The following is a 25,973-nucleotide window of genomic DNA, read 5'->3' as shown; positions in this document are numbered from 1 at the left end:
CCGGGTGCGGACATCCATGAGCCGCAAAACTGCACTCATCATACTCGATGGAGTCGGCTACGAGACCGCGGTGACTCAGTGCGGCTATCTGCAGGCATGCCATGAGGCAGGCCGTGCCAAACGCTGGAAGATGCGATCCTGCATTCCCACCATATCGCTGGTCATGTACGAGACGATCCACACGGGCCTTGCGCCCGTGGAGCACGGCATATTGTCAAACAACGCGCTGGGGCCGTCGCAAAAGCCCAACATATTCTCCGCCCTTCGATCGGCCGGGAAATCCGCAGCGGTTGTCGGGCATGCATATTTTCACACCCTCTATGGCGGCAGCGCGTTCGATCCCTTCCGGCACTGCGAGATCGACGATCCGGAGGCGCCGATAGCCCACGCGCGTTACTACTCCATGGAAGGATACGGAAAGCGCAACGCCTGCGCGCCGGCGGAGATCGACCTGTGCGCACAGGCTACGATGCTGTTGCGAAAGCACAATCCCGATTACCTGCTGCTCCACACCAGCAGCGCCGACACCATCGGCCACACATTCGGCGGCGCATCGCCCGAATACCGGCGGCAGGTCGCGGTGATCGACGACGCGCTTTCAAGGACCGTTCCGCAATGGCTTGAGGCCGGCTATGACGTATTTGTCGCGGCGGACCACGGCATGAACCCGGACGGCGCCCACGGCGGTGACGAGCCGTCCATGCGCGACACCGCATTCTACTATTTCGGAGAGGCGGAAGGTCCGGCGGCCGAAACCGTCCTTGACCAGCGTGCCATTGCACCAACGATACTGTCACGAATCGGCGTGGATATTCCCGGCTCCATGACGCAACTGCCAATTGTCAGCTGAATTCCGATTCCAATTGTTCGAGTGCCGGCAATCGGGCGTTGCAAATCGGCCACAGGTGCACAAATTCCCGGCCCATGCGCGCCGCCGGGCGGCGGCAGTATCGCGGCCGGCCAATTGCTGTGAACGCAAGGACAAGCCGCCCGTTCGCCGGACTTCACCTTCGACAAGACTTCCGGTCAACTTGATCGCCGCACCACTCTTCGAAGTAGAAGTTAACGTCGGTTTCCATCCTCGGTAATATTTGCCGGCATATCGTGAGTTGACAGCGTCCCGGCACTGCGGATGTATAGCGCTGAACAAGTATTAGCATGCTGAATTTCGGCGAAATATGAGGATTTTTCATATAGATGCTCCAATGCGTCCGGCTGCCTGACGCGACTGGCCGCACAACTGTTGCAACGAGGAGGTCCTCCCCAGGACTCGGGCCAATCTCCGCGTCCTGACCCGCCCCGGGCACGCCCGTGCCTGGGGCGTTTCTCTTCCCTCGCCGGACGGACGCCAATGATGCCTCATTTCAACCGAAAACGAGACGAGGATCCGGCACGCCGGACAGCGAGCCGGTATGCGCGAACCAGGGTTCGGACGGCCTGCATCCGCGTATTCGCGCTCATCGATAGGAAAAGATCAGGTGGTGCGGGTGGTCGGACTCGAACCGACACGTCCAAAGGACACCAGATTTTGAGTCTGGCGCGTCTACCAATTCCGCCACACCCGCACGAAAGGCCCTGCGCGGCGGCGCAGGGCAGCAGCCGGAATATACGGTGCGCAAGCAGTGCGTCAACCGGCATTTTGCGCACCTTCCGGCTTATTGCCGCTCTCCCGGTCGGCCGTTCCGCCGGCAACGGGTGCGACGGCCCGGCCATCATCCGGCGCGCGGCGTAGGCCGGGCGTTCGCGCTTAGTCGACGCCGGTAACGCCTGGTCAACAAGCTTCTGCTAGCGTTCACGCCCAGTTGTACAAAATCCGGTTTACGCCAATGTCGATTCTGCCTAAAAGCGAGCGCGCCAACAGGGACATCTTCATGCTCAGACGCCTCTACGACTGGACCATGTCGCTCGCCGCGACGCGCCATGCCAGGGCCGGTCTTGCCGGCGTCTCGTTTGTCGAAAGTTCGTTCTTTCCGATACCACCCGATGTGCTGCTGATCCCGATGGTGCTCGCCGACCGGGCCAACTGGTGGAAGAACGCCTTGATCTGCACCATCGCGTCCGTCGCCGGCGCCCTGCTCGGCTACGCGATCGGCGCGTTCCTGTTCGACGCCGTCGGCCGTCCGATCCTTGAGTTTTACGGCAAGGAAGCGTCCTTCTCCCGCATCAGCGAATGGTACAACACCTATGGCGGCTGGGGCGTCCTCTTTGCGGCGATAACGCCCTTTCCCTACAAGGTGCTGACGATCTTCTCCGGCGCCACCGGCCTCAACCTGGTCACCTTCGTCGTCGTCAGCATTATCGGCAGAAGCTTCCGCTTCTTCCTGGTCGCCTATCTGCTGTATCTTTTCGGCGAGCCGATCCGCACCTTCATCGAGAAGTACCTGGGTATTCTTTTCGCCATATTCATGGTGCTATTGATCGGCGGATTCTATGCGCTGAGATTCGTGTTCTAACGGGGTCATGATGACGACACAGGCTGTAAATCCGGGCACCGGCAAAGCGCTGCAGGCGCTGGTCCTCGCCGTCGCCATGGCTGCCGTCGTCGGGGCCGCGCTGGGATTTGAACATATCGGCGGCTATATCCCATGCGCGCTCTGCCTGGAGCAGCGCACGCCCTACTATATCGGCGTGCCCGTCATGGTCGCGGCGGCCGTCTCGGCGGCGCTGAAGGCACCGTCCCTCATCACCCGGACGCTGTTTGCAGCCGGCGGCGGCCTGATGCTCTACGGCGCCGGCCTCGGCGTCTATCATTCCGGCGTCGAATGGGGCTGGTGGCCGGGGCCGGCCGACTGCGCCGGGGCTGCCGGCCTGACGACGGACGCCGGCAACCTGCTGGCCGATCTCAACGCGATCAAGCCGCCGGCCTGCAACGAGACGGCATTGCGGGTGCTCGGCCTGTCCTTCGCGGGCTGGAACGTTATCGCAAGCGTCATCCTCGCGGCGGCCTGCCTGCGCGTCGCATTTGCCGGTCGGGCACGGTGATCAGACGGCCTTACGGCTCCAGTTCGACATCCCAGTAGAGATAGTCCATCCAGCTTTCGTGCAGGTAGTTCGGCGGGAACATGCGGCCGTTATTGTGCAGGTCGTGCACCGTCGGATGATACGGCTTTTGGGACGGATACATGCGCGCTTCCTTCGGCATCTTGCCGCCCTTCTTCAGGTTGCAGGACGAGCAGGCCGCGACGATGTTCTCCCATGTCGTCTCGCCGCCATAGCGCCGCGGAATGACGTGGTCGAAGGTCAGGTCCTTGTCGACGCCGCAATACTGGCACTTGAACCGGTCGCGCAGGAAGACGTTGAACCGCGTGAAGGCGGGGTGGCGGCTCGGCTTGACGTAGGTCTTGAGGCAGACAACGCTGGGCAGCGCCATCGACATGCTCGGAGACGATACGCGATGTTCGTATTCGGCGAGGATATTGACGCGATCGAGGAACACCGCCTTTATCGCGTCCTGCCAGGACCAGAGCGACAAAGGATAGTAGCTGAGCGGCCGGTAATCGGCATTCAGCACCAGCGCCGGAAGCGCGTCGGGTGAAACAGCTATCGTCAACTCACTCTCCTGAGTGATTCGCCAGATACAATGATATATTAGGCCGGTTGTTACAGGATTGTGAAGTAATCTCAGGAAATTGACGGGGTCAGGGAAAGCGCCGGTGGCCGATGCGCAACACCGGCTCAGCCCGTCGGCGTCACATCCCCGCGGCGCATTTCCGTTGCATAATAGGCCCATAACAGACGCGCCGCGACGCCGCGCCAGGGCTGCCAGCGCGCGGCGATATCACGCAGCTTTTTCTGGTCCGGACGGGTATCGATTCCAAGTGCGTGGGCGGCGGCCGCCTGCAGCGCCACGTCGCCGGCGGGAAAGATGTCTCCGTGGCCGGCACAGAACAAAAGATAGACCTCGGCGGTCCATGCGCCGATGCCTTTCAGGGCGGTCATCGCCGCAATCGATTCGTCCGCCGGCATCGCGCACAGCGCGCGCGGGTTGATCCGGCCGCTCATGACAGCCTCAGCCGCGCCTCTCAGCGTCTGCTCCTTGGCCCGCGACAATCCGATGCGGCGGCACTGCGCATCGCTGAGCGCCGCGATCTGATGCGGCGCGCATCCGCCGGCCTCGGCGGCAAGCCTGCTCCAGATCGCCGCCGCGGACGCCTTGGAGACCATCTGCGCCACGATGATCTCGGCAAGGCCCTGAAAACCCGGCGCCTGTCGGCGCAGCGGCACCGCGCCGGCCTTCCGCACCACCGGCACGAGCCGCGGATCAATCTGCACCAGGGCTTCGAGCCCGTCCGCGATGTCGTCCAGAGTGTCGATCGTTCTCACGCGCATTGTTCCTCGCCGCCGGCCCGTCCGCGCATTGCCTGCGATGCGCTTTCCTTCACGCCGGGATCGATCTATTACCACCAAACGGACGGTTTCGGGAGGCACGAGGGCCGGGATTCCGGGAGAGTGACAGGACACGGACAATGACGCAGAAGAACCGGGTCTTCCGATTTGCCCCGAGCCCCAACGGCCTGCTGCACCTCGGCCATGCCTATTCCGCCCTTCGCAACAGGGAAAGGGCACTGGAGTGCGGCGGTGAGATGCTGTTGCGCATGGAAGACATCGACACTGCCCGCTGCACGCCGCAATTCGAGCGGCAGATCGTCGAGGACCTCAATTGGCTTGGCATCAAGTGGCAGGGTCCCGTGCGCCGGCAGAGCGAGCATTTCGGGGACTATGGCGAGGCACTCGGCAAGCTGCGCGAGATGGCGCTCGTCTATCCGGCCTTTTTGACCCGCGCCCAGATCCGCGACCGTGTCGCCGAAGCCGAACGGCACGGCCCCGCCTGGCCGCGCGATCCGGACGGCGCCCCCCTCTACCCGGGAGGCGAGCGTGCCTTGTCCGGCAAAGAAGCCGCGGCGGGGATGGATTCGGGCAGGCCGTTTGCATGGCGCCTCGACATCGACAAGGCCTGCGCGCTGGCGGGGCCGGATATCACCTGGGCGGAAACGGGGCACGACCCGTCCGGGCAAACCGGAACGATCGCCGCCGATCCGCGCGCCTGGGGAGACGTCATCCTGGCGCGCAAGGACACGCCGACCAGCTACCACCTTTCGGTGGTCGTCGACGACGCGCTGCAGGGCATAACGGACATTGTCCGCGGCCATGACCTGTTTCATGCGACATCCGTCCACCGGCTTCTGCAGAACCTGCTCGCATTGCCGGAGCCCCGCTACCATCACCACGCGCTGCTGGTGGACGGCGACGGACGCAAGCTGTCGAAAAGCGATGGCGATACCGCGGTCGCGGCGCTGCGGCGCAGCGGCGCTACCGCAAAAGAGGTCATCCAGATGTGCGAAACCGGCGCCAGGATCTGACGCCGGTTACACCTGCACTCACGTATGTGACCTGTCCTAAGTCCTCAGGAACAGGTGCTTGAACAATGCCAGGATCAACAAGGATCCAAACGCGCCGACCAATGAGGCGCCGACGATGACTTCCATCCTGTTCAGCGGCATTCCTGCCAGTTCGGAAACGAACAGTCCGAGAGCCATACCGGTTCCCAGGATGATCATGTTGCCGAACACGCCGAAGCCGACGGGGCCCATTACGCCGTCCATGGCATGGCCCACAAAGAAGCAGATTACCACGCAGGCAATCAGCAGGCCGTATGTCATTTCCGGCGACAGGTATACAAACATGTCCTTGCTCCGTCATTTGCAGACGCAGAGTCCCCGAGCCGCCCTTCGTCGAAGGATTTGCTCCGCGTGACAATTCATTTGTCCGGCCAAGATCATACCCCAAAATCCACTGGTTTTGGCCGAATCCGAAAATCGCGGTTAATGCTCAGTAGACGAATTTTAGTGCATTTAAGACTATTTTTTGGTTAACGCCCCCGGGCGCCCGCTGCCGGCTATTCCCGCTCGGCAAGTATGGAGGCGTTCAGCTCCGCGCCCAGAATAAAGATCGCCGCGACAATGTAGAGAAAAATCAATGCGATCATGATCGACGCCAGCCCTGCATAAGTCGCCACATAGGTGGAAAAGCTCTGCAGGTAGGCGGAAAAAAGAAGCGCGCCGGCCATCCAGAAGATCATGGTAACCATAACGCCAGGTACGATGGAGCGGAACGTGCGATACCCGGCCGGCAGCCAGCGATGACACACCATCAGCCCGACAAACAGCACGACCACGGCCACGATGACCCGCCAGTTGTCGAGATGCGAAATCAGCTCATCCGACCATGGAAGCCACTTGCGCATGAACGCGGTCAGCAGCGGCGCCAGCACCAGGAGAAAGCTGATGGCCAGAAGGATCAGCGCGGCGATGATCACGAAACCGAGGCTTTGCGCCCGGTTAAAGAGAATCGAGCGCTTTTCGCTGACCCGGTAGGCGCGGTTGAGCGACACCCTTAGTGCCTCGACCCCGTTCGACGCGAAAAACGCCGCGGCGATGACGGAAACCGTCAGCACGCCGCCGCGATTGACCGTCAGCACTTCAAGGACCTGCTGCGAGATGGGTTCCGCGATGGATTTCGGCCACGTATCGAAGATGATGTGGACAGCCGTGTCGGCGAAGGCGTCGGCCCCCACATAGCTCGCAAGCGCCGTGGCGAAGATCAGGAAGGGAAACACGGCAAGCAGTGTCGACAGGGCCACATGGCTCGCCATCGCCCAGCCATCGTCCTGGTTGAAGTGAACGATGGCGCCGGAAACCACTTTCCAAAGCTGCCGTCCTGTCATCAATCGCCTCCGCTCGTCGCGACCGGTCCCCGCCCGTTATCCGCAACCCACGCACCATTAGCAAACGTGCCCTTGGTTAAGAACCGGTTTTCGACGCCCTTGACCAGCCCCCGCTTGTCAAACCGGATTGGTTAGGGATAGAGCGGTGCGACGCGACAGCAGTTTCCGGTCCCTGAACGGGGCACCGGCACCGGAGTGGTTCATGAAACAGCACAAGACGATCATTGTCACCGGTTGCTCCTCGGGCATCGGTGCCCACTGCGCACGCGCTCTTGAGCGCGACGGGTGGCGCGTATTCGCCACAGCCCGCAAGCCGCACGATCTTGAAGCGCTCGAGAAGGACGGGCTCGAGGCCCTGTACCTGGATTATCGCGAACCGGAGAGTATCGCGGCGCTGGCCGACACGGTCCTCGAGCGGACCGGCGGCACGCTCGACGCGCTCTTCAACAACGGCGCATACAGCCAGGCCGGCGCCGTCGAGGACCTCGGCACCGAAGCGCTGCGCGAACAGTTCGAGGCGAATTTCTTCGGCTGGCACGAACTGACGCGGCGCATCATTCCCGTCATGCGCGCGCAAGCTCACGGGCGCATCGTTCAGTGCTCGTCGATCCTCGGCCTCGTTCCCATGCGCTGGCGCGGCGCCTACAATGCGTCGAAATTCGCGCTTGAGGGCCTGTCCGTGACCATGCGCATGGAGCTTGCGGGCACCGGCATCCATGTCAGTCTGATCGAGCCCGGCCCGATCGAATCGAAAATCGCCGTCAATGCCCTGCACTACATTGAAAAGAACATCGACATCGAGGGCTCGGTGCACCGCGCTGACTATGAACGCGAACTGCAGCGCATGCGTCAGGGCGGCGTGAAATCGAAGCACAAGCTCGGCCCCGACGCGGTCTATGATGTGCTCAGGCACGCGCTTGAAAACGCGAAGCCGAAGCCGCATTACGTACTGACGCGCCCGGCGAAGATCGGCACGGCGCTCAAGCGGCTGCTTCCTGCCGACATGCTTTACCGGATACTGGAAAAGAGATAGGCCAAGATGTCGCATGGCCGGAAGGTGGCAGCGGCGGCCCCGTTGCAATAAACGCGGCCACAAACAACGAGCGGGCAGGGATATCGATGGCCCCTTTCCTCTACTATCTCATCATGGTGGTGATGGCCGCCGTGGTCTTCGTCCTGATCCGCGGGCTCTTCAACATGATGCGCGGCGGCTCCGGCAACCTGTCCAACAAGCTCATGCAGCTGCGTATCGCCCTGCAGCTCATTGCGGTTGTCCTGATTGTGGTTGTATTGTGGATCACGGGCGGCGGACGCTGACGCGAGGCAGGCTTTGGTCAGACTGAACAAGATCTATACGCGCACGGGAGACGACGGCACGACGGCGCTCGGTTCGGGCGAACGCCGCGCCAAGCATGACCTGCGCGTCGAGGCCTACGGGACCGTGGACGAGGCCAATGCAGCGATCGGCATGGCCCGCCTGCATACGGCCGGACACGCCGGCCTTGATGCCATCCTGGCGCGCATGCAGAACGACTTCTTCGACCTCGGCGCCGATCTGGCAACGCCCGACACCGGCAAGAAGGCCGAGCACCCGCCGCTGCGCGTGACCGAGAGCCAGGTCGAGCGTATCGAGGCCGAGATCGACAGCCTCAACGCGGACCTTGAGCCGTTGCGCTCCTTTGTCCTGCCCGGCGGGACTGCCGCCGCGGCCAATCTTCATCTGGCGCGAACCGTCGCGCGAAGGGCCGAACGTCTGATGGTCGCGCTGGCCGACACCGGCGAGGCGGTCAACCCGGCCGCGATGCGCTACATCAACCGGGTGTCGGACCTTCTGTTCGTGGCCGCGCGCTGCGCCAACGGGAACGGCTCGAAAGACGTCCTCTGGAAACCCGGTGAACACCGTTAGAGCAAGATGGGGCCGGCCCGTTGTTCATCCCGCTGCATGACCGAAACGATCTCGATCATATCGACCGTCAATATGTGACGCTGGCCATCATCGGCATCAACGTTCTGGTGTGGCTGGCGACGGCGATGAGCGGCGAGGGCGGAGCCCTGACGGAAGCCGCCGTGCTCGGGCTCGGGTTCATTCCGGCGGTCGCCTACGGAAGCGCCGAGCTCGCACCACACCTTTCGATCGTTCCGGAACCCGCGACTTACGTCACCTACGCATTCCTGCATGCCAATTTCATGCACCTGGCCACCAACATGCTGTTCCTGTGGGTCTTCGGCGACAATATCGAGGACGCGCTCGGTCACTTCCGCTTCCTGGTCTTCTATCTCGTCTGCGCCGCGGCCGGCGCGCTCTTGCACGGCCTGCTCGATCCCGGCTCGCAGGCGCCGCTGATCGGGGCGTCCGGCGCGGTGGCGGGCGTGGTGGCCGCCTATCTCGTGTTGCATCCGCGGGTGCGGGTCTGGGTCCTGGCGCTCGGCCGTATCCCGCTTCCCCTGCCCGCCTGGATCCCGCTGACCCTATGGGTGGTTTACCAGTTCGTCATGATCGTCATCGACGAGGAGGGCGGCGTGTCCTGGGCGGCCCATATCGGCGGCATCATTGCCGGTGCCGTCCTCGTCGTGGTGATGAAGCGGCGCGAGGTGCCGCTCTTCGACCGCCGTATCGTCTCGCCGCGCGCCGTGGTTCACAAGGGAACCTCCGTCCCCAACGTTCCCCGTCGCTGGGGGCGCTGAAGACCGCCATTGCGGGCGCGCCTGGGTCGAAATGACGCAACGGACTCACAATCACGATTGACGTAAACGGTGCCTTGCAGATATGTGACTGCCCGAGGCTCGAAATATCAAATGGTCCGGACAATTGTTGGCCAGAATTGAACATGCAGATGTCGCCTTCCAGCCATCATTCAGCACTCCGGATGTGCACATTCGTGCGCACGATTTGAGAAAGGTAAGCGAATGAAAATTCTGGTCCCCGTAAAAAGGGTCGTTGATTACAACGTCAAGATCCGCGTCAGACCGGACGGCTCGGGTGTTGAGCTGGCGAACGTCAAGATGTCCATGAACCCGTTTGACGAAATCTCGGTCGAGGAAGCGATCCGCCTGAAGGAGGCCGGCAAGGCCGAGGAGATCGTCGCCGTTTCCATCGGGCCGGCAAAGGCCGAGGAAACCATCCGCACGGCCCTGGCCATGGGCGCCGACCGCGGCATCCTGGTCCAGACGGACGATCTGGTCGAACCGCTCGCTGTCGCCAAGATCCTCAAGGCCGTGGTCGAGGAAGAAAACCCCGGACTTGTCATCGTCGGCAAGCAGGCGATCGACGACGACGCCAACCAGACCGGCCAGATGCTTTCGGCACTGCTCGGCTGGTCGCAGGGCACATTCGCATCGGACGTCGAGATCGGCGACGGTGTCGCAACGGTCACCCGCGAGGTCGACGGCGGCCTGCAGACCATCGAGATCAAGCTGCCGGCCGTGGTCACCACGGACCTGCGCCTCAACGAGCCGCGCTATGCGTCGCTGCCCAACATCATGAAGGCCAAGAAGAAGCCGCTCGACAAGAAGACCACGGCCGACTACGGCGTCGATACGAGCCCGCGCCTCAAGGTCCTGACCACCGAGGAACCCGAGGGCCGCAAGGCCGGCGTCAAGGTCGAGAGCGTCGCCGAACTCGTCGACAAGCTCAAGAATGAAGCCGGCGTGCTTTAAGGAAGGGAGATAAGATCATGACAATTCTTCTTCTTGCGGAACATGACAACGCGTCCCTTTCGGACCAGACCGCCAAGGCGCTTTCCGCCGCCGCGCAGATCGGCGGCGACATCCACGTCCTCGTCGCCGGCAAGGACGCCCAGGCCGCGGCCGATGCAGCCGCGAAGCTCGACGGCGTTTCCAAGGTCCTGCTGGCAGAATCGGACGATCTGGCGAACAACCTTGCCGAGCCCACCGCAGCGCTGATCGTTTCGCTCGCCGAAGGCTATGACACGCTCGTTGCCGCCGCGACGACGAACGGCAAGAACATCATGCCGCGAGTCGCCGCCCTGCTCGACGTGATGCAGGTCTCGGACATCACGGACGTCGTCAGCGCTGATACCTTCAAGCGCCCGATCTATGCCGGCAACGCCATCCAGACGGTGCAGGCGACGGACGCGAAAAAGGTCATCACCGTTCGTACCGCCGGTTTCAGCGCCGCCGGCAAAGGCGGTTCGGCATCGGTCGAGACGGTCTCGGCCGCGGGCGATCCGGGCCTTTCCAGCTTTGTCGAGAACAAGCTCTCGGAAAGCGACCGCCCCGAGCTCACCTCCGCCAAGATCATCATTTCCGGCGGCCGCGCGCTCGGCTCCGAGGAAAAGTTCAAGGAAGTCATCCTGCCGGTTGCCGACAAGCTCGGCGCAGCGGTCGGCGCATCGCGCGCAGCGGTCGATGCCGGTTACGCGCCGAACGACTGGCAGGTCGGCCAGACCGGCAAGGTTGTCGCCCCGGAGCTCTACATCGCCTGCGGCATTTCCGGTGCTATCCAGCACCTCGCTGGCATGAAGGACTCCAAGGTCATCGTCGCCATCAACAAGGACGACGAGGCGCCGATCTTCCAGGTCGCCGACTACGGCCTGGTCGCCGATCTCTTCGACGTCCTGCCGGAGTTGGAGAAGTCGCTTTAGCCCAAGGGCTTAGCCGTTCGCGGCAGCGCCCGTGCGGCGCTGTGTCCCGTCAACGGTAAATTGATTGCGCTATTTTTATGGCCGGGCTGGACGTCGTCAGCCCGGCCATTTAGTTTGTCCGCAAAACAGCCGCGCGGGCGTGGCTTTACCCCGAAAAGAACGGAACAATCATGGCCAACGCGATCAAATCAGTTGGGATAATCGGAGCAGGACAGATGGGGAACGGCATCGCGCATGTCTGCGCCGTCGCCGGTTATGACGTCCATCTGCACGATGTCTCCGAGGAACGTATCGAAGAAGCTCTGGCGACCATCAACGGCAACATGGCAAGGCAGGTCTCTTCCGGCTCCTTGAGCGAGGAGGACCGCAACAAGGCGCTGGCGCGCATCGCCGCCGCGCCGCGCATCGATGACCTTGCCTCGCTCGACCTGGTGATCGAGGCGGCGACCGAGGACGAGACCGTCAAGCGCAAGATCTACGCCAATCTTTGCCCGGTGCTGAACCCGGAAGCAATCCTCGCCACCAACACCTCGTCTCTGTCGATCACCCGCCTTGCATCGGCCACCGACAGGCCGGAGCGTTTCATCGGCATTCATTTCATGAACCCGGTTCCCGTCATGGGCCTGGTCGAGCTTGTCCGCGGCATCGCCACCGAGGACATGACATTCGAGGCTGCCAAGGACTTCGTCGGTTCGCTGGAAAAGACCGTAACCGTGGCGGAAGACTTTCCGGCCTTCATCGTCAACCGCATCCTGCTGCCGATGATCAACGAAGCGATCTACACGCTTTACGAGGGCGTCGGTACCGTCGAGGCGATCGACACGTCGATGCGCCTGGGCGCCAACCATCCGATCGGGCCGCTGCAGCTCGCCGACTTCATCGGCCTCGATACCTGCCTTGCCATCATGCAGGTGCTCTATGACGGCCTTGCCGATTCCAAGTACCGCCCCTGCCCGCTGCTGGTGAAATATGTTGAAGCCGGCTGGCTCGGCCGCAAGACCGGGCGCGGCTTCTACGATTACCGGGGCGACGAGCCCGTACCGACGCGATAGGAGGCGCCCCGTGTCCTATCAACCCGTTGCGATCATTGTCGGCGGCGGTAGCGGCATGGGTGCCGGCGGCGCCCGCAAGCTTGCCGAAGACGGCTTCCAGGTCGCCATCCTCTCCTCGTCCGGCAAGGGCATCGAACTCGCCGAGGCGCTCGGCGGGCTCGGCCGCAGCGGATCGAACAGGAGCAGCGACGACCTCCAGGCGATCGTCGATGCGGCGATGGAGAAGTGGGGACGCGTCGACGCGGTGGTCAACAGCGCCGGTCACGGCCCGAAGGGCCCGATCCTGGAACTCAGCGACGAGGACTGGCACGAGGGCATGGAATTCTACCTGCTCAACGCCGTGCGCATGGCCCGCATCGTCACGCCGATCATGCTGGCGCAGAAATCGGGCTCCATCGTCAACATCTCCACCTATGCGGCCTTCGAGCCGGAGGAGCTGTTCCCGACATCGGGTGTGTTCCGTTCCGGCCTCGCCGCCTTCACCAAGCTCTTCACCGACAAATATGCCGCCGACAATGTGCGCATGAACAACGTGCTGCCCGGCTTCATCGACAGCCTGCCGGAAAAAGAGGACCGGCGCACGCGCATCCCGATGGGTCGCTACGGAACGGTGGAAGAGGTTTCCGAACTGATCGCCTTCCTCGCCTCGCCGAAATCCAGCTACATCACCGGCCAGAACATCCGCATCGACGGCGGGATTACACGGTCGGTGTAGGCCTGAAGGCCGAAGACAGACCCTAAACAATCTGGCGCTTGGCAGCGGTGTCGGGATCACCCGTATTGGGCGTGCCCGTGGGCTCGATCAGGAGCAGGTGCGCTTCTTCACGCGCAATCGGCCGATGTTCGACGCCCCGGGGCACGATGAACATTTCACCGGCGCTCAGGGTGACGGTCCGGTCACGCAGTTCGATGTCGATCTGGCCTTTCAGCACGAGAAAAAAATCGTCGGTATCGGGATGCGCATGCCAGTTGAATTCACCCTCGACCTTGACCACCATCACATCGTGCCCGTTGAATTCCGCAACGGTTCGCGGCGACCAGTGTTCCTCGAAAAGCGCGAGCTTCTCGGCGAGATTGACGGAATCCTCCATCGCTGAACCCCCGGAATCGGTCAATTGCGTTTATGACGAGCCGCTCGCCCTGGCAGCGGATCCGCCGCTCTCCAGCGCCTTGCCGATATAGGTCTTCGCGTCGTCGCTCGACCAGTGCGCCGGGCCGTTCATATTGGCGATCAGGCAGCCTTGCGCGTCGACGAGCAGCGTCACCGGCAGGCCGAAGGCGAGACCCTGTCTTTTCAGTTCATTAAAGACGCCCATCGTGTTGTCGCGGTAGAAGCCGAGGCTTTCAACGCCGATCTCGTTGAGGAAGCTCTTCGGCTTGCTGTCGTCGCCGGTATCGATATTGATCGCCACGACCTCGAATTCGTCACTGCCCATCGCCGCCTGCAATTCGTCGAGCGCGGGCATTTCCTCGCGGCACGGCCCGCACCACGTGGCCCACAGGTTGATCAGCACGGTCTTGCCCGAAAGATCGGCCAGCGACATGGCCTCACCGTCCGGGCTGTTGAAGGCGAGCGACGTCAGAGTTCTCGGATCGCTCACCGATGCCATGGCAGCCACATGTCCGCGCGCGAAGGGCTGGATCGCCTCGGCAATGGCAACCGACGCCGCACAGGCGCCACCGTTTGCGGCAGCCGTCTGATTGCCCGGCGCCGCACCGGACATGTTGCCAGAACCGGTTCCGTTAACGTATACCGCAGCAAGGGCGCCCAGAATGATCAGGACGACGACGGCACCCGCGATCCTGACCGTTCCGCGGCTCGCATTCTTTTGTTCAGACATTCACGTCATCTCCGGAGTTGACTGAGACATGACCGGCAAATCCTCCAATCAGATGTGGGGCGGACGTTTCGCCTCCGGCCCCGACGCGATCATGGAAGAAATCAATGCTTCGATCGATTTCGACCGGAAACTCCACGCCCAGGATATCGCCGGGTCGCTCGCCCATGCCGATATGCTGGCGGACACCGGCATAATTAGCGCGGACGACCGTGACAAGATAGTGGAGGGGCTGAACACGATTTTGTCAGAAATCGAGGCCGGCGACTTCGAATTCTCGCGGCGTCTGGAAGACATCCACATGAATATCGAGGCGCGGCTCGGCGAGCTGATCGGCGCGGCCGCCGGCCGGCTGCACACGGCGCGCTCGCGCAACGACCAGGTGGCGCTCGATTTCCGCCTGTGGGTCTCGGCCCAGCTCGAGGCCACCGAAACGGCGCTGACAAAATTGATCAGCGTGCTGCTCGACCGGGCCGAGGAGCATGCCGGAACGGTGATGCCGGGCTTCACCCATCTGCAGACCGCGCAGCCCGTCACCTTCGGGCACCATTGCATGGCCTATGTGGAGATGTTCGGTCGCGACCGCTCGCGGGCGCGCGACGCCCTCGAGCGCCTCGATGAGTGCCCGCTCGGCGCGGCGGCCCTCGCCGGCACCGGTTTTGCCATCGATCGCCAGCAGACCGCCGAGGCGCTGGGATTCTCGACCCCCACGCGCAATTCCATCGACACCGTATCGGACCGCGATTTCGCCATCGAGTTCCTCGGGGTCGCGGCGATCTGCGCCACGCATCTGTCGCGGCTGGCCGAGGAGATCGTCGTCTGGTCGACGCCGCAATTCGGCTTCGTGCGCCTGTCGGACGCGTTCTCGACCGGCTCGTCGATCATGCCGCAGAAGAAGAACCCGGACGCCGCCGAGCTCGTCCGGGCCAAGACCGGCCGCATCAACGGCGCATTGATCGCACTGCTGACGGTGATGAAGGGCCTGCCGCTTGCCTATTCGAAGGACATGCAGGAGGACAAGGAGCAGGTCTTCGACGCCGCCGAGACCCTTGAGCTGGCATTGGCCGCGATGACCGGCATGGTCGCGGACATCGAGGTCTCCGAAGAGGCCATGAAATCCGCCGCCGGCTCCGGCTATTCGACCGCCACGGACCTTGCCGACTGGCTTGTGCGGGAGGCGGGGCTGCCCTTCCGCGAGGCCCACCACGTGACCGGCAAGGCCGTTGCTCTGGCCGAGGAAAAGGGCTGCGCGCTCTCTGATTTGCCGCTGGCCGAACTCCAGAAGATCAACGGCGCCATCACGGAGGACGTCTTCAGCGTCCTCAGCGTCGAGGCTTCCGTCGCCAGCCGCACAAGCTTCGGCGGAACGGCGCCCGACAACGTGCGCGCCCAGATCAACTGGTGGCGCGAGCGGCTTTGATTTGTGAGGCGACAATTGGACAAACAGGGTGCACATTCATGCTGAAACCCGCTAAAAGGGCTGCACCTGCAATACCGGATGAACGCGAGCCCGTCATGACCGCAAAGACCGCTGCAAAACTCGCAACCCTGGCTGCCTTGACCGCGCTGGCCGTTTCCGGCTGCGGCCGCAAGGGTGATCTGGAGATTCCGCGGTCCGAGCCCGTTGTCGAGAATCCCGACGGGACGGAGGAGCCGGAGCGCAAGGACCGCCGTTTCATTCTCGATCCGCTGATCCAGTAGGCCGCCCGTGAATCATTTCGAATACAGAGATGGCGTCCTGTTTGCCGAGGACGTCAGCATACCCGACATCGCGCGATCCGTCGGCACGCCGTTCTATTGCTATTCCACGGCGACGCTGACGCGTCACTACAACGTCTTCGCGAAAGCCTTTTCCGGCGTCGATTCGCTTATCTGCTACGCGATGAAGGCCAATTCCAACCAGGCCGTGCTGGCGACGCTGGCAAGGCTCGGCGCCGGCGCCGACGTGGTGTCGGAAGGCGAGCTGAGACGCGCCCTCGCCGCTGGCATTCCGGCCGACAAGATCGTCTTTTCCGGCGTCGGCAAGACCGTGCGCGAGATCGATTTCGCCCTTGATGCTGCGATCCTGTGCTTCAACATCGAATCGGAGGCCGAGCTCGACCTCGTGAATGCGAGAGCCGAGGCAAAGGGCGTGAGGGCGCCGGTTTCCTTCCGCATCAACCCGGATGTCGACGCCAAGACCCACGCCAAGATCTCGACCGGCAAGAAGGAAGACAAGTTCGGCATATCCTGGCAGCGCGCCGAGGACGTCTACGCGCGCGCCGCGGACCTGCCTGGGATCGAGGTCACCGGCATCGATATGCATATCGGCAGCCAGATCACCGACCTGCAGCCCTATGACGATGCCTTCAAGCTGCTGCACACGCTCGTCGCGCGGCTGCGCGAGGCGGGACACCGTATCGACCACGTCGACGTCGGTGGCGGCCTGGGCATTCCCTACCGTGACGACAACGACCCGCCGCCCGACCCGGAAGCCTACGCGGACGTGGTGCTCGAACACGTCAGGTCACTCAACTGCCAGGTGATCTTCGAACCGGGCCGGATGATCGCCGGCAATGCCGGTATCCTTGTCAGCGAAGTCGTCCACGTGAAGGACACCGGGTCGAAGACATTCCTGATCGTCGACGCGGCGATGAACGATCTGATCCGCCCGACCCTCTACGAGGCCTGGCATGATATCCGGCCGGTTGTCGTGCCCGCCGCCGACACGCCGCGCGTGACCGCGGATGTGGTCGGACCGGTGTGCGAAAGCGGCGATTTCCTGGCCAGAGACAGGGAGATGCCGGCGCTGCGCGCGGGCGACCTCATTGCCATCAGCACGGCCGGCGCCTATGGCGCGGTGCAGTCGTCCACCTACAATTCGCGGCTCCTCGTTCCGGAAGTCATGGTCAGCGATGAGCGCTATCACGTGGTGCGGCCGAGAGGCACCTACGAGGAACTGATCGCGCTGGATTCGGTTCCCGACTGGCTCAGATAACCGCAAAAATACCTGTTCGGACGCCCGTTTCCAGACAGGCTCACCCACTCACTTTTTGGTGCATCGTCTCGCCTTTGCCGCAAACAATGCTATCCTTCTGCTGGAAAACAGAGGGAATCGTCGCCGATGACGAATGCGAGGCAGCGGAACAGACTCAGCCTGAACACGCTCCTTCGTCGGATCAATATCCGCATAAGGGCAACACAGCTCATACTTTTTGCCGAGCGCCTCTGGCCGCGGCTGCTGCCCCTGGTTTGCGTTTTCGGATTGTTCGCGGCGCTCTCCTGGTTCGGCTATTTCCGCTTGGTTCCCGAATGGCTGCGGCTTGCCACGACCGTTCTCTTCGGCGCGGGCGCGCTTGCCGCCCTGTATCCGCTGACGGGCCTGCGCTGGCCGGGCCGGCAGTTGGCGCTCGATCGCCTGGAGAAGGACAACCGGATCGTTCACCAGGCGCTGGCGGTTCAGTCGGACAGGCTGGTTTCCGATGACAACGCGTTTGCCCGCTCGCTGTGGGAAGCGCACAAGCGCCGCATGGCAGAACGGATCGAGGCGATCCACCTGGCGGCGCCGCGCCCGGATACGCCGCGGGTCGACCCCCTGGGGCTGCGGGCCGTCGTCGCGCTCCTGTTCGTCGTCGGGTTTGCCTATTCCTATTCCAGCCAGTCAGGCCTTCTGAGTGACGCTTTCCATGGCCATCAGCCGGCTCAGACCGTCGCCGGGATCCGCGTCGACGCGTGGGTCACACCGCCGGACTACACCGGCAAGGCACCGATTTTCCTCACCGGCAGCACCAAGGGGCTTCCCGATACGATCGCCATACCGCAGGGCAGCGAAATGCTGGTCCGCATCGTCGGCGGCAACGGTTCGGAGAGCGTCGTCTATGAGGCAGGCGGCGAAGCGGTAACCATCCCGGTCGAGCAGGATGACGCACCCGGCACGGGACCCGCGAACGGCGCGCACACCGCGAGCGATTATCGCTTCGAAGCGCCCGGCGACGGTGTTCTGATGATAAAGCGGGGCACGCAACTGGCCGAGAGCTGGCGCTTTGAGCTCATCGCCGACACGCCGCCGCAAATCGCCTTTGACGGTGAGCCGGGACGCGCGGCCAACGGCGCACTGGAAATCGGCTTCAAGCTTGGCGACGACTACGGCGTGCAGCGGGCCTATGCCGAGATCGTGCCCGCCGAGCCGCAATCGCCGAATGCGCGTCCCCTCTATGATCCGCCGGACTATCCGCTGACCCTGCCGCGAAAGACGGCGCGCGAGCGCAAGGGCCGCGAGAGCCGCAATCTGACGGAACATCCCATGGCCGGCATGCCGGTGAAGATCACGCTGGTCGCCGAGGACTTTATCGGCCAGACCGGACGCAGCGAGACCCGTGAAATGGTCCTGCCCGGACGTTTCTTCCACAATCTGCTTGCCGGTTCCGTCGCCGAGCAGCGCCAGGTGCTGGCGCTCGACACCAACCGGATCGACCGGGTTTTCGATCTCAACGACGCCATCACGCTGGCGCCGGAAGAAACCATCGACAACACCACCCACTACCTGCTCATCAAGTCGGCACGCGCCCGCATCAAGCAGGCCTGGGACGACGATATGCTGCGCGATGCGGCCGACTACATGTGGGACATTGCGCTCGGCATCGAGGACGGCAACCTCTCCTTCGCCGAACGGCGCCTGCGTGACGCCCAGAGGGCGCTTTCCGAGGCGCTGCAGAACGGTGCGTCGGACGAGGAAATCCAGGCGCTGATGGATGAGCTGCGCGAAGCCATGCAGGAGTTCCTGCAGGCCCTCGCCCAGCAGATGCAGCAGAACCAGAGCGCCATGCAGCAGGTTCCGCCGGAAGCGCTGCAGAACATCCTGCGCCAGCAGGATCTCGAACGCATGCTCGACCAGATCGAGAATCTCGCCCAATCGGGCGCCCGCGACCAGGCCCAGCAGCTGCTTTCCGAATTGCAGCGCATGATGAACAACCTACAGATGGGGCAGCACCAGCAGGTCCAGGGCGACAATCCCATGCGTCAGCAGATGGACAAGCTCGGCGAGCTCATGCAGCGCCAGCAGGAACTGATGGAGCAGACCTTCGACCTGGAACAGGCGCTCAGGGACCGCCGCCAGCGCGAGTTCTTCCAGGACAACCAGCGCCAGCAGGACGGCCAGCAAAATCAGCAGGGCGACATGCAGCAAATGACCGAGGAGGAACTGCGCCAGGCGCTTCGCGACCTGCAGGAGATGCAGGAGGAGCTTCAGCAGCAGCTCGGCGAGTTGCAGGAGAAGCTCGAACAGTTCGGCCTCGGCGAAAATGAAGGTTTCGACGAGGCCGGCGAGGCCATGGGCGAGGCCGGCGAGGCACTCGGCGAGGCCGAGGGCGGCACGGCGGTCGACGAACAGGGCCGCGCGCTGCAGGCGCTTCGCCAGGGCGCCCAGCAGATGATGAACCAGATGCGCCAGTCGATGGGACAGAATCCGGGAACGCAACCGGGGTCCGCACGCCGCGATCCGCTCGGCACCGATCCGCTCGGCCGGCCGCGGGCCAACAGCGGTCCGGATTTCGGCGAAGATGTGAAGGTGCCCGAAGAAGCCGACATCCAGCGCGCGCGCCGCATTCTAGAAGCCATCAGGGAAAGGCTGGGAGACGCATTCCGGCCCGAGATGGAGCGCTTCTATCTCGAGCGGCTGCTGGACAGCCGCTAGGAAGGCTGGAAGTCTAAGCCGTCAGCGCGTCGGCCACTGCGCCGCGGATATCGGGCAGCGTGAATGGCTTGGAGACGACGTCAACGACAACGTCGGAAAGCGATTCGGCGCGCTCGCGCTGCTCGGCATAGCCCGTCATCAGCAGGATCTTCAGCTCCGGAAATTCCGCCGCCGCCAGATGCGCCAGCTCGATGCCGTCCATGACCGGCATGCGGATATCGGACAACAGGAGATCGTAGGATTTTTCCAGGCGAAGCTGGTCCAGGCCGTTGGCACCGTCTGCCGCCTCGTCCACCTCGTGCCCGTCCATCTTCAGCGCCCGGCTGACAAAGCGGCGAAGCGATTCCTCGTCCTCGGCAATAAGGATTTTTGCCATGTTTTCCCGTCCGACTCTGTTTGAACCCGGACCGCACGCCGGCCGCCCGGAGCTCCCCCTGTAATCATGCGCGGGTAGTTACCGCGCCCCGACCGCAGCAAATCACTCAATTCTTTTCGGGCGGTAAATGGCCGCGATTTCGCCGGTCATTTCGACCCGCGTGCACGGCTTTCGGCAAATCATGCTTAACAGAGTGTTGGCCCGGCCGTCCGACACGACCCTATTCGGCATCGCCCGTGACGACCCCCACGAAGGGCAGTTCGCGAAAGGCGTAGGCGACATCCATGCCGTATCCGACGACGAAATAGTCGGGGCACTCGAAGCCGACAAAATCCGCGTTCAGCGTTCCTTCGCGGCGGCTTCGCTTGTCCAGGAGCACGGCGATCGACACATCCTTGGCGCCGCGCTCGTACATGAGGTCGCGCGCGAAGCGCAGCGTGTTTCCCGATTCGAGGATATCGTCGATCAGCAGGATATCGCGTCCGGTGACCTCGCTGTCGATGTCCTTGATGATCTTGACGCCCTGGCTCTTCGTGCCCTTTCCGTAGCTTGAAAGCGTTATGAACTCGACTTCCGGCGCCAGTCCGACCGCATGCAGCGCGCGCAAGAGGTCGGCGGCGAAGATGAACGATCCCTTCAGGATCGAGATCACCAGCAGATCGGTTTTGGGTTCCGCGGCAATCTGTGCGGCGAGACCGAGATTGCGCTCGGCGATCTGTTCCGGCGAAAACAGGATGTCGATGTTTTTTCCGCGGACAACGGCCATGGCGGCTTCCAGACTTGTCGGGCCGCGCGAAAGCGATTCTTACTTGCTGCCGCGCGGGTTTTGCTTTCGCCGCCCGGTGTAGTCCATGAACCCGTAAAGGAAAAGCCAAACAGCGACGTTTTCACCGGATTCGGACTGAATTGTCGGAAATTCGGATCAGCGTGCGGTTCCCGCACCTGCCAGCGATACGGTTAACTGTTCGTAATCGCGTATCGCGCTTGGAACGCGGACCGTGAAGCGCGTGCTCTCGCCTGCCGCCAGTTGCTGTTTTCCCGCACGGGCATAGAGCGGGACCTGCCCCTCGGGTGCCCCGGCCGATTCGATGGCCAGAAGTGGAACGGTGCGAGCGTCCGACGACTCGTTGCTGATCACGCCGTGCAGCACGAAATAGGATTCATCCTGGACACGCAGCGGGTCGACCGAGATCCTGGACAGGGTCAGCCCGCGATCGGCTGATGCGCCGGCAAACAAGGCGTGGCCGCCCGCCAGCCAGAACCCGACGGCGCACAGCAAGGCCACCAGTGCCGCGAAACCCGCCACGGGACGCTGCTGAACCCGCCTTTTCCGGGGTTGTGTCTTGGAAAACAGGTTCATGTGCGGTGGCGCGCCGGTTGCCGCCCGGCCGAATGCCTCCGCCGGAACCTCCACCTGTGGCGCGGTCTGACGCTGCCGCGGAACGGCGGGTCTGACCGCATCGTCCACATGCTCGAATTCGGCGTCTATGATGTCCGTATCGGGCGGTCCGCCGGGAAAGGTCGCGCCACTGCGAAATGTTTTTTCGGTTCGGATGCGCGAAGACTGTTTCGAAAAATGATTTCGCGTACTATAGCCGAATCTGTGCTTGCCGCTGCCACTTTGCATAAGCTGTTGAATGTACCCCTGGTCCGGCTCTTGCGGGAATTCTTTAGCAGACGTAAACGCATTTGGTTAACAAACAGAAAACCCGGTCGGTCGGACGTGCGGCACAGGAATGAAATTAACAGCTCGTTAACCGTGTCGGCGGCCGGCGCCGGTTTTCGAATTGCACCGACGAGGCGCGCGTGATCGACTTTGACAACGTTGGACTGCGTTACGGCATGGGGCCGGAAGTGCTGCGCGATTTGACGTTCGAGGTGCCCAGGCGTTCCTTCCAGTTTCTGACCGGCCCGTCGGGCGCCGGGAAGACCACACTGCTGCGGCTGATGTTTATGTCGCTGCAGCCGACGCGCGGTTTCGTGCGCGTTTTCGGCCAGGACATCACCACCATCCCGCAGCAGGAACTGCCGAAGCTGCGCCGCCGCATCGGCATCGTCTTCCAGGATTTCAGGCTGCTCGATCACCTGACGACCTACGAGAACGTCGCCCTGCCGCTGCGGGTCCGCGGCAAGGAGGAGACGAGTTACCGGACCGACGTGATGGAACTCCTGAAATGGGTCGGCCTCGGGGACCGCATGAACGTCCTGCCGCCGATCCTGTCGGGCGGCGAGAAGCAGCGCGCGGCCATCGCGCGCGCGCTGATCGATCAACCGGAAATATTGCTGGCGGACGAGCCGACGGGTAATGTCGATGCGCCGCTGGCGCGGCGGCTGCTGCGGCTTTTCCTTGAGTTGAACAAGCTCGGAACGGCCGTCATCATTGCAACCCACGATCTGTCGCTGATGGATCAGATTGACGCGCGGCGCATGATTTTATCGGGCGGACGGCTTGAAATCTATGAATGACGTGACCGACGGCGAAAAGGGATTGAAGGAAAATCCGCGCGAGATCGTTCTGCGCCCCATGGCGCCGATCGTGCCGGCGACCAACATCGCCGGCAACTCGCTGATGTTCGTCATCTCCATCATGTCGTTCCTCGCCTGCCTCACCCTCGGCGCGGTGATCATGGTCCAGGACACGGCAAGCAGCTGGCAGAGCCAGATCTCGCGGGAGATTACCATCCAGATCAAGCCTGAACCCGGCATGGACGTGGATGCCGAACTCGTCAAGGCTCGCGACATCGCCCTGACCTTCTCCGGCACCACCGGCGCGACCATCGTCGACACGGACGCGACGGCACGCCTGCTGGAGCCGTGGCTCGGCGAGGGCCTTGATATGGAGGAGCTTCCGGTTCCGCGGCTTGTCATCATCACGATTGACGAGACCTCGCCTCCCGATTTCACCGGCATGCGCGCAGCGCTCAACGAATCGGTCAAGAACGCCTTCCTGGACGATCACCGGACCTGGGTCGGCCGGCTGGTGGCTATGGCGAACACCACGGTCATCATCGGCCTTTGCGTGCTGGCCCTGGTGTTCATCGCCACCGTCCTGACGGTCATCTTCGCCACCCGCGGCGCGCTCTCCGGCAACCATCACATCGTCGAAGTGCTGCATTTCGTCGGCGCGGAGGCAAGCTTTGTCGCGTCCAAGTTCCAGAAACACTTCTTCATGATCGCGCTGAAGGGCGCCCTTGCCGGCGGCCTTGCGGCGACGATCGCGTTTGCGATCGCGGGGCTGTGGGCCAATATCCGCATCGCCACCCCGGAAAGCGATCAGGCGATGGCTCTTTTCGGCGGATTTTCCATGAGTGCGGGCGGCTATATCGGTGCGCTCGCGATTGTCGTCATCACCGCAGTGCTCACCGCGCTGACGACGCGTATTACCGTGATCCGCACGATCATGGAGATCGATCTCATCCGCTCAGATCCGACCCGGTCGATCTGAGCGCTGCCTCCTGATCCACAATCCAATCAGCAAGATGCGCTCTGGCGCTTGCCACAAAGGCGCTGTATGGAGGGGTATGAACACCGATCCGACCGGCGAATCGGCTGTGGCCGAATCGCCGAAAAAGCACAGCGGGGGCGCGCGCTGGCTTGGACGGCTGGCAGGGATTTTCCTGCTCGTCCTGGCATTGGCGGTGGGGCTTTTTGCCGGCAGTTTCCTGCGTTTCTCACGCGATGTGATCGAACTGGTGCCGCCACGGAAACTGGCGGAAGCCGACGGCATCGTTGTCCTGACCGGCGGCCGCCAGCGCATCGAGCGCGCCCTCGACCTGCTTGACGGCGGAACCGCCGGGCGTCTCCTGATCTCGGGCGTCAATCCCGCCACCACCAGCCGCCAGATACAGACACTGACGGATTCGGAACCGGCCCTTTTCGAGTGCTGCGTGGATATCGGCCATGATGCGATCGACACCATCGGCAATGCCAACGAGGCGGCGCTGTGGGTGCGCGAGCACGGCTACAGCAACATCATCGTCGTCACCAGCAACTACCACATGCCGCGCAGCCTGATGGAACTGCGGCGGGTCGACCCCGATACGAACTTCATTCCTTATCCCGTTGTCACCACGGACCTGCGCAATCTGCAATGGCTGCAGAAGCCGGCGGCGCTGCGCATGCTTGCTGCCGAATATGTCAAGTATCTCGCCGCGCGTTACCGGTTGCGGCCGGGTTCCGGCGTCCGCAACGGGCTGCGCTCGAGCGCGGTGGAACAGATCGCCGAAAAACCGGCCGCCACCCAAGTCAGCCGCAGCGATTGACAGCCGGCCGGGGATGCTCACAGTAATCCCGACAAAGAATACCGGCCCGGATCCATCGATGCTTTACCTGCGTTCCGCCCTCTTCAACGCGGCCTTCTACATCAACCTCATCGTCCAGATGATCGTGTTCTCGTTGCCGTATTTCCTGATGCCGCGGAAGGCCGCCTGGGTCATTCCGAAATTCTGGGTGCGATCCAACCACTGGCTGCTCGCCAGGATCGCCGGCACGACGCACACCCTGGAAGGCCTCGAAAACATTCCCGGCGGCGGCTATATCATCGCGCCGAAGCACCAGTCCTTCTGGGATGCCTACGGTCTCCTGCCCTACCTGGACGATCCGTTCTATATCCTCAAGCGCGAGCTCACCTGGATTCCGCTGTTCGGGTGGTATGTCATCAAGATGCGGATGGTGCCGATCAACCGCGGCAGCCGTGAAAAGGTCATGCCGGCGGTGCTTGAGCGGACCAGGCGCCAGATGGCGGACGGTCGCCAGCTCATCATCTATCCCGAGGGAACCCGTCGTCCGGTGGGCGCCGAACCCGCCTACCGATTCGGCATCGCGCGCCTCTACTCGGAGCTTAACGTTCCCGTCATGCCGGTGGCGGTGGTTGCCGGCCTGTTCTGGCCGCGCCGCAAGTTCCTGCGCTATCCCGGCAATATCAGGGTCCGCTTCCTGCCGCCCATCCAGCCGGGATTGCCGCAGGAGGAGTTCATGGAAAAACTGATATCCGTTACCGAGGCGGCGGTCGACGAATTGCTTGTCGATGCGGTTCGGGAGAACCCGGATCTGCCGCTGCCGGATCAGGCGCGCAAACGCTACGAGGAACTGACGGCGAAGGAGACCGTCACAGCCGCGGCGGGCCAATGAGCCGCGCAACATCCTCCAGCCAGTGATCGCGGATTTTCATTTCCTTCAGGTGATCCACCGTGCTTGCGACATAGTCGACATTGTGCCCCGAGCGGCCCTCGGAAACGGCGACGCGCCGCGCCGCATCCTCCGCGGTCAGATGACCGGCGAACTGCTCGTGATGCTGATCGGCGACAAAGCAGACGGCGGTAATCCGCCGCCCGTCCGACAGGTGCACCGGCGAGGTGCGTTCCAGATAGACATTGGTGACCAGCTCACGCTCGCGCAGATAGCCCATCACCCGGTCCCGGTTGATGCCGTCGACCCGGAAGACCATGCCGGTGCATGATCCGCCACGGTCGAGACCGAGGACGAGGCCCGGCTTGTCGCGTGTTCCGCGATGCACCCAGGAATAGATGCACAGCGCCCTGCGATAGCCGAACAGGCGGCCTCTCGCCGCCTCGACGAAATCGAATCCCGGTCGCCACATCAGCGACCCATAGCCAAACACCCAAAAATCATCCATATCGTTGATCAATGTTCCGAATTCAAAGCGCGACGACGCGGGAGAGGCCCGGTGGCCGCACAATTGGAGAACC

At 63.0% G+C, this 25,973-nt stretch carries 30 protein-coding genes and 1 tRNA gene; 20 read left to right on the top strand and 11 right to left on the bottom strand.

What is annotated here, in order from left to right; genetic code table 11:
• Positions 1-16 precede the first annotated feature (16 nt).
• Positions 17-850 (top strand): alkaline phosphatase family protein, encoded by an 834-nt coding sequence (locus E4M07_RS11460; protein WP_136658420.1) that lies wholly within the window; start codon positions 17-19, stop codon positions 848-850.
• A 629-nt stretch (positions 851-1,479) separates the two neighbouring features.
• On the opposite strand, the gene E4M07_RS11455 is transcribed toward E4M07_RS11460, so the two are convergent.
• Positions 1,480-1,565: transfer RNA gene (locus tag E4M07_RS11455), tRNA-Leu, on the bottom strand.
• 306 nt (positions 1,566-1,871) lie between these two features.
• Between E4M07_RS11455 and E4M07_RS11450 the strand changes: the two genes are divergently transcribed.
• Both E4M07_RS11450 and E4M07_RS11445 read left to right on the top strand, forming a co-directional pair.
• Complete coding sequence (locus E4M07_RS11450; RefSeq protein WP_136658516.1) at positions 1,872-2,453, top strand: YqaA family protein; 582 nt, start codon at positions 1,872-1,874, stop codon at positions 2,451-2,453.
• A gap of 10 nt (positions 2,454-2,463) precedes the next feature.
• Positions 2,464-2,982 (top strand): disulfide bond formation protein B, encoded by a 519-nt coding sequence (locus tag E4M07_RS11445; RefSeq protein WP_136658419.1) that lies wholly within the window; start codon positions 2,464-2,466, stop codon positions 2,980-2,982.
• 10 nt (positions 2,983-2,992) lie between these two features.
• On the opposite strand, the gene E4M07_RS11440 is transcribed toward E4M07_RS11445, so the two are convergent.
• The gene (locus E4M07_RS11440; RefSeq protein WP_136658418.1) at positions 2,993-3,550 is read right to left on the bottom strand and encodes an HNH endonuclease; all 558 of its coding nucleotides are present in this window, start codon (positions 3,548-3,550) and stop codon (positions 2,993-2,995) included.
• A gap of 125 nt (positions 3,551-3,675) precedes the next feature.
• Entirely contained in the window at positions 3,676-4,329 is a 654-nt protein-coding gene (locus tag E4M07_RS11435; RefSeq protein ID WP_169054171.1) for a DNA-3-methyladenine glycosylase 2 family protein, read from the bottom strand.
• A gap of 137 nt (positions 4,330-4,466) precedes the next feature.
• Here E4M07_RS11435 and gluQRS point away from each other — a divergent pair, with 137 nt between their 5' ends.
• On the top strand, positions 4,467-5,360 hold the full coding sequence (gene gluQRS, locus E4M07_RS11430; protein WP_136658416.1) for a tRNA glutamyl-Q(34) synthetase GluQRS: 894 nt from the start codon (positions 4,467-4,469) through the stop codon (positions 5,358-5,360).
• A 36-nt stretch (positions 5,361-5,396) separates the two neighbouring features.
• On the opposite strand, the gene E4M07_RS11425 is transcribed toward gluQRS, so the two are convergent.
• Together E4M07_RS11425 and E4M07_RS11420 are read right to left on the bottom strand one after the other, a co-directional pair.
• Positions 5,397-5,684, bottom strand: coding sequence for a hypothetical protein (locus E4M07_RS11425; RefSeq protein ID WP_136658415.1), 288 nt, complete (start codon positions 5,682-5,684; stop codon positions 5,397-5,399).
• A 212-nt stretch (positions 5,685-5,896) separates the two neighbouring features.
• A complete protein-coding gene (locus E4M07_RS11420) occupies positions 5,897-6,724 on the bottom strand; it encodes a YihY/virulence factor BrkB family protein (RefSeq protein ID WP_136658414.1) in 828 nt (275 codons plus the stop codon).
• Between the two features lie 202 nt (positions 6,725-6,926).
• Between E4M07_RS11420 and E4M07_RS11415 the strand changes: the two genes are divergently transcribed.
• The 8 genes from E4M07_RS11415 to E4M07_RS11380 all read left to right on the top strand — a co-directional run bounded on the left by E4M07_RS11415 (position 6,927) and on the right by E4M07_RS11380 (position 13,095).
• Positions 6,927-7,757 (top strand): SDR family oxidoreductase, encoded by an 831-nt coding sequence (locus E4M07_RS11415; RefSeq protein ID WP_136658413.1) that lies wholly within the window; start codon positions 6,927-6,929, stop codon positions 7,755-7,757.
• An 86-nt stretch (positions 7,758-7,843) separates the two neighbouring features.
• Positions 7,844-8,041 carry a twin transmembrane helix small protein gene (locus tag E4M07_RS11410; protein WP_136658412.1) on the top strand — a complete coding sequence of 66 codons (198 nt, stop codon included), beginning with the start codon at positions 7,844-7,846 and terminating at the stop codon, positions 8,039-8,041.
• Positions 8,042-8,054: 13 nt separating this feature from the next.
• Complete coding sequence (locus E4M07_RS11405; RefSeq protein ID WP_136658411.1) at positions 8,055-8,630, top strand: cob(I)yrinic acid a,c-diamide adenosyltransferase; 576 nt, start codon at positions 8,055-8,057, stop codon at positions 8,628-8,630.
• Positions 8,631-8,650: 20 nt separating this feature from the next.
• Positions 8,651-9,409: a rhomboid family intramembrane serine protease gene (locus tag E4M07_RS11400; RefSeq protein WP_136658410.1), complete on the top strand. Its 759-nt coding sequence runs from the start codon at positions 8,651-8,653 to the stop codon at positions 9,407-9,409.
• Positions 9,410-9,631: 222 nt separating this feature from the next.
• A complete protein-coding gene (locus E4M07_RS11395) occupies positions 9,632-10,381 on the top strand; it encodes an electron transfer flavoprotein subunit beta/FixA family protein (protein ID WP_136658409.1) in 750 nt (249 codons plus the stop codon).
• Between the two features lie 17 nt (positions 10,382-10,398).
• Positions 10,399-11,328 (top strand): electron transfer flavoprotein subunit alpha/FixB family protein, encoded by a 930-nt coding sequence (locus E4M07_RS11390; protein ID WP_136658408.1) that lies wholly within the window; start codon positions 10,399-10,401, stop codon positions 11,326-11,328.
• 170 nt (positions 11,329-11,498) lie between these two features.
• On the top strand, positions 11,499-12,380 hold the full coding sequence (locus tag E4M07_RS11385; RefSeq protein WP_136658407.1) for a 3-hydroxybutyryl-CoA dehydrogenase: 882 nt from the start codon (positions 11,499-11,501) through the stop codon (positions 12,378-12,380).
• Between the two features lie 10 nt (positions 12,381-12,390).
• Positions 12,391-13,095: an SDR family oxidoreductase gene (locus E4M07_RS11380; RefSeq protein ID WP_136658406.1), complete on the top strand. Its 705-nt coding sequence runs from the start codon at positions 12,391-12,393 to the stop codon at positions 13,093-13,095.
• 22 nt (positions 13,096-13,117) lie between these two features.
• Here E4M07_RS11380 and E4M07_RS11375 read toward each other — a convergent pair whose 3' ends face one another.
• On the bottom strand, positions 13,118-13,471 hold the full coding sequence (locus E4M07_RS11375; RefSeq protein ID WP_136658405.1) for a cupin domain-containing protein: 354 nt from the start codon (positions 13,469-13,471) through the stop codon (positions 13,118-13,120).
• Positions 13,472-13,501: 30 nt separating this feature from the next.
• The gene (locus tag E4M07_RS11370) at positions 13,502-14,221 is read right to left on the bottom strand and encodes a TlpA disulfide reductase family protein (RefSeq protein WP_136658404.1); all 720 of its coding nucleotides are present in this window, start codon (positions 14,219-14,221) and stop codon (positions 13,502-13,504) included.
• A 28-nt stretch (positions 14,222-14,249) separates the two neighbouring features.
• On the opposite strand from E4M07_RS11370, the gene argH reads away from it, so the two are divergent.
• From argH to E4M07_RS11350, 4 genes are all read left to right on the top strand, one after another.
• The gene (gene argH / locus E4M07_RS11365; protein ID WP_136658403.1) at positions 14,250-15,638 is read left to right on the top strand and encodes an argininosuccinate lyase; all 1,389 of its coding nucleotides are present in this window, start codon (positions 14,250-14,252) and stop codon (positions 15,636-15,638) included.
• 95 nt (positions 15,639-15,733) lie between these two features.
• The gene (locus E4M07_RS11360; RefSeq protein WP_136658402.1) at positions 15,734-15,919 is read left to right on the top strand and encodes a lipoprotein; all 186 of its coding nucleotides are present in this window, start codon (positions 15,734-15,736) and stop codon (positions 15,917-15,919) included.
• Between the two features lie 7 nt (positions 15,920-15,926).
• Positions 15,927-17,195 (top strand): diaminopimelate decarboxylase, encoded by a 1,269-nt coding sequence (gene lysA / locus E4M07_RS11355; RefSeq protein WP_136658401.1) that lies wholly within the window; start codon positions 15,927-15,929, stop codon positions 17,193-17,195.
• Between the two features lie 126 nt (positions 17,196-17,321).
• Positions 17,322-19,889 (top strand): TIGR02302 family protein, encoded by a 2,568-nt coding sequence (locus E4M07_RS11350; RefSeq protein ID WP_136658400.1) that lies wholly within the window; start codon positions 17,322-17,324, stop codon positions 19,887-19,889.
• A gap of 13 nt (positions 19,890-19,902) precedes the next feature.
• Here E4M07_RS11350 and E4M07_RS11345 read toward each other — a convergent pair whose 3' ends face one another.
• From E4M07_RS11345 to E4M07_RS11335, 3 genes are all read right to left on the bottom strand, one after another.
• Positions 19,903-20,265 (bottom strand): response regulator, encoded by a 363-nt coding sequence (locus E4M07_RS11345; RefSeq protein WP_136658399.1) that lies wholly within the window; start codon positions 20,263-20,265, stop codon positions 19,903-19,905.
• Between the two features lie 220 nt (positions 20,266-20,485).
• Positions 20,486-21,031: a hypoxanthine phosphoribosyltransferase gene (gene hpt / locus E4M07_RS11340; protein ID WP_136658398.1), complete on the bottom strand. Its 546-nt coding sequence runs from the start codon at positions 21,029-21,031 to the stop codon at positions 20,486-20,488.
• Positions 21,032-21,187: 156 nt separating this feature from the next.
• Positions 21,188-21,733, bottom strand: a complete 546-nt coding sequence (locus E4M07_RS11335; protein WP_136658397.1) for a hypothetical protein — start codon at positions 21,731-21,733, stop codon at positions 21,188-21,190.
• A 338-nt stretch (positions 21,734-22,071) separates the two neighbouring features.
• Here E4M07_RS11335 and ftsE point away from each other — a divergent pair, with 338 nt between their 5' ends.
• The 4 genes from ftsE (at position 22,072) to E4M07_RS11315 (ending at position 25,395) form a co-directional block, all read left to right on the top strand.
• Positions 22,072-22,731 carry a cell division ATP-binding protein FtsE gene (gene ftsE, locus E4M07_RS11330; protein WP_136658396.1) on the top strand — a complete coding sequence of 220 codons (660 nt, stop codon included), beginning with the start codon at positions 22,072-22,074 and terminating at the stop codon, positions 22,729-22,731.
• The gene (locus tag E4M07_RS11325; RefSeq protein WP_169054186.1) at positions 22,724-23,710 is read left to right on the top strand and encodes an ABC transporter permease; all 987 of its coding nucleotides are present in this window, start codon (positions 22,724-22,726) and stop codon (positions 23,708-23,710) included. The genes ftsE and E4M07_RS11325 overlap by 8 nt, the downstream gene beginning before the upstream one ends.
• Positions 23,711-23,786: 76 nt before the next feature.
• Positions 23,787-24,527 (top strand): YdcF family protein, encoded by a 741-nt coding sequence (locus E4M07_RS11320; RefSeq protein WP_169054170.1) that lies wholly within the window; start codon positions 23,787-23,789, stop codon positions 24,525-24,527.
• Between the two features lie 58 nt (positions 24,528-24,585).
• Positions 24,586-25,395, top strand: a complete 810-nt coding sequence (locus tag E4M07_RS11315; RefSeq protein ID WP_136658394.1) for a 1-acyl-sn-glycerol-3-phosphate acyltransferase — start codon at positions 24,586-24,588, stop codon at positions 25,393-25,395.
• Here the strand turns inward: E4M07_RS11315 and E4M07_RS11310 are convergent.
• Positions 25,373-25,900 (bottom strand): gamma-glutamylcyclotransferase, encoded by a 528-nt coding sequence (locus E4M07_RS11310; RefSeq protein ID WP_136658393.1) that lies wholly within the window; start codon positions 25,898-25,900, stop codon positions 25,373-25,375. The genes E4M07_RS11315 and E4M07_RS11310 overlap by 23 nt on opposite strands.
• Between the last annotated feature and the right edge of the window lie 73 nt (positions 25,901-25,973).

The organism is Nitratireductor sp. XY-223, assembly GCF_004959855.1.
Classification (GTDB): Bacteria; Pseudomonadota; Alphaproteobacteria; order Rhizobiales; family Rhizobiaceae; genus Hoeflea_A.
Note: the sequence above shows the minus strand (reverse complement) of the source record. Positions and strands in the feature narration are given on the sequence as shown.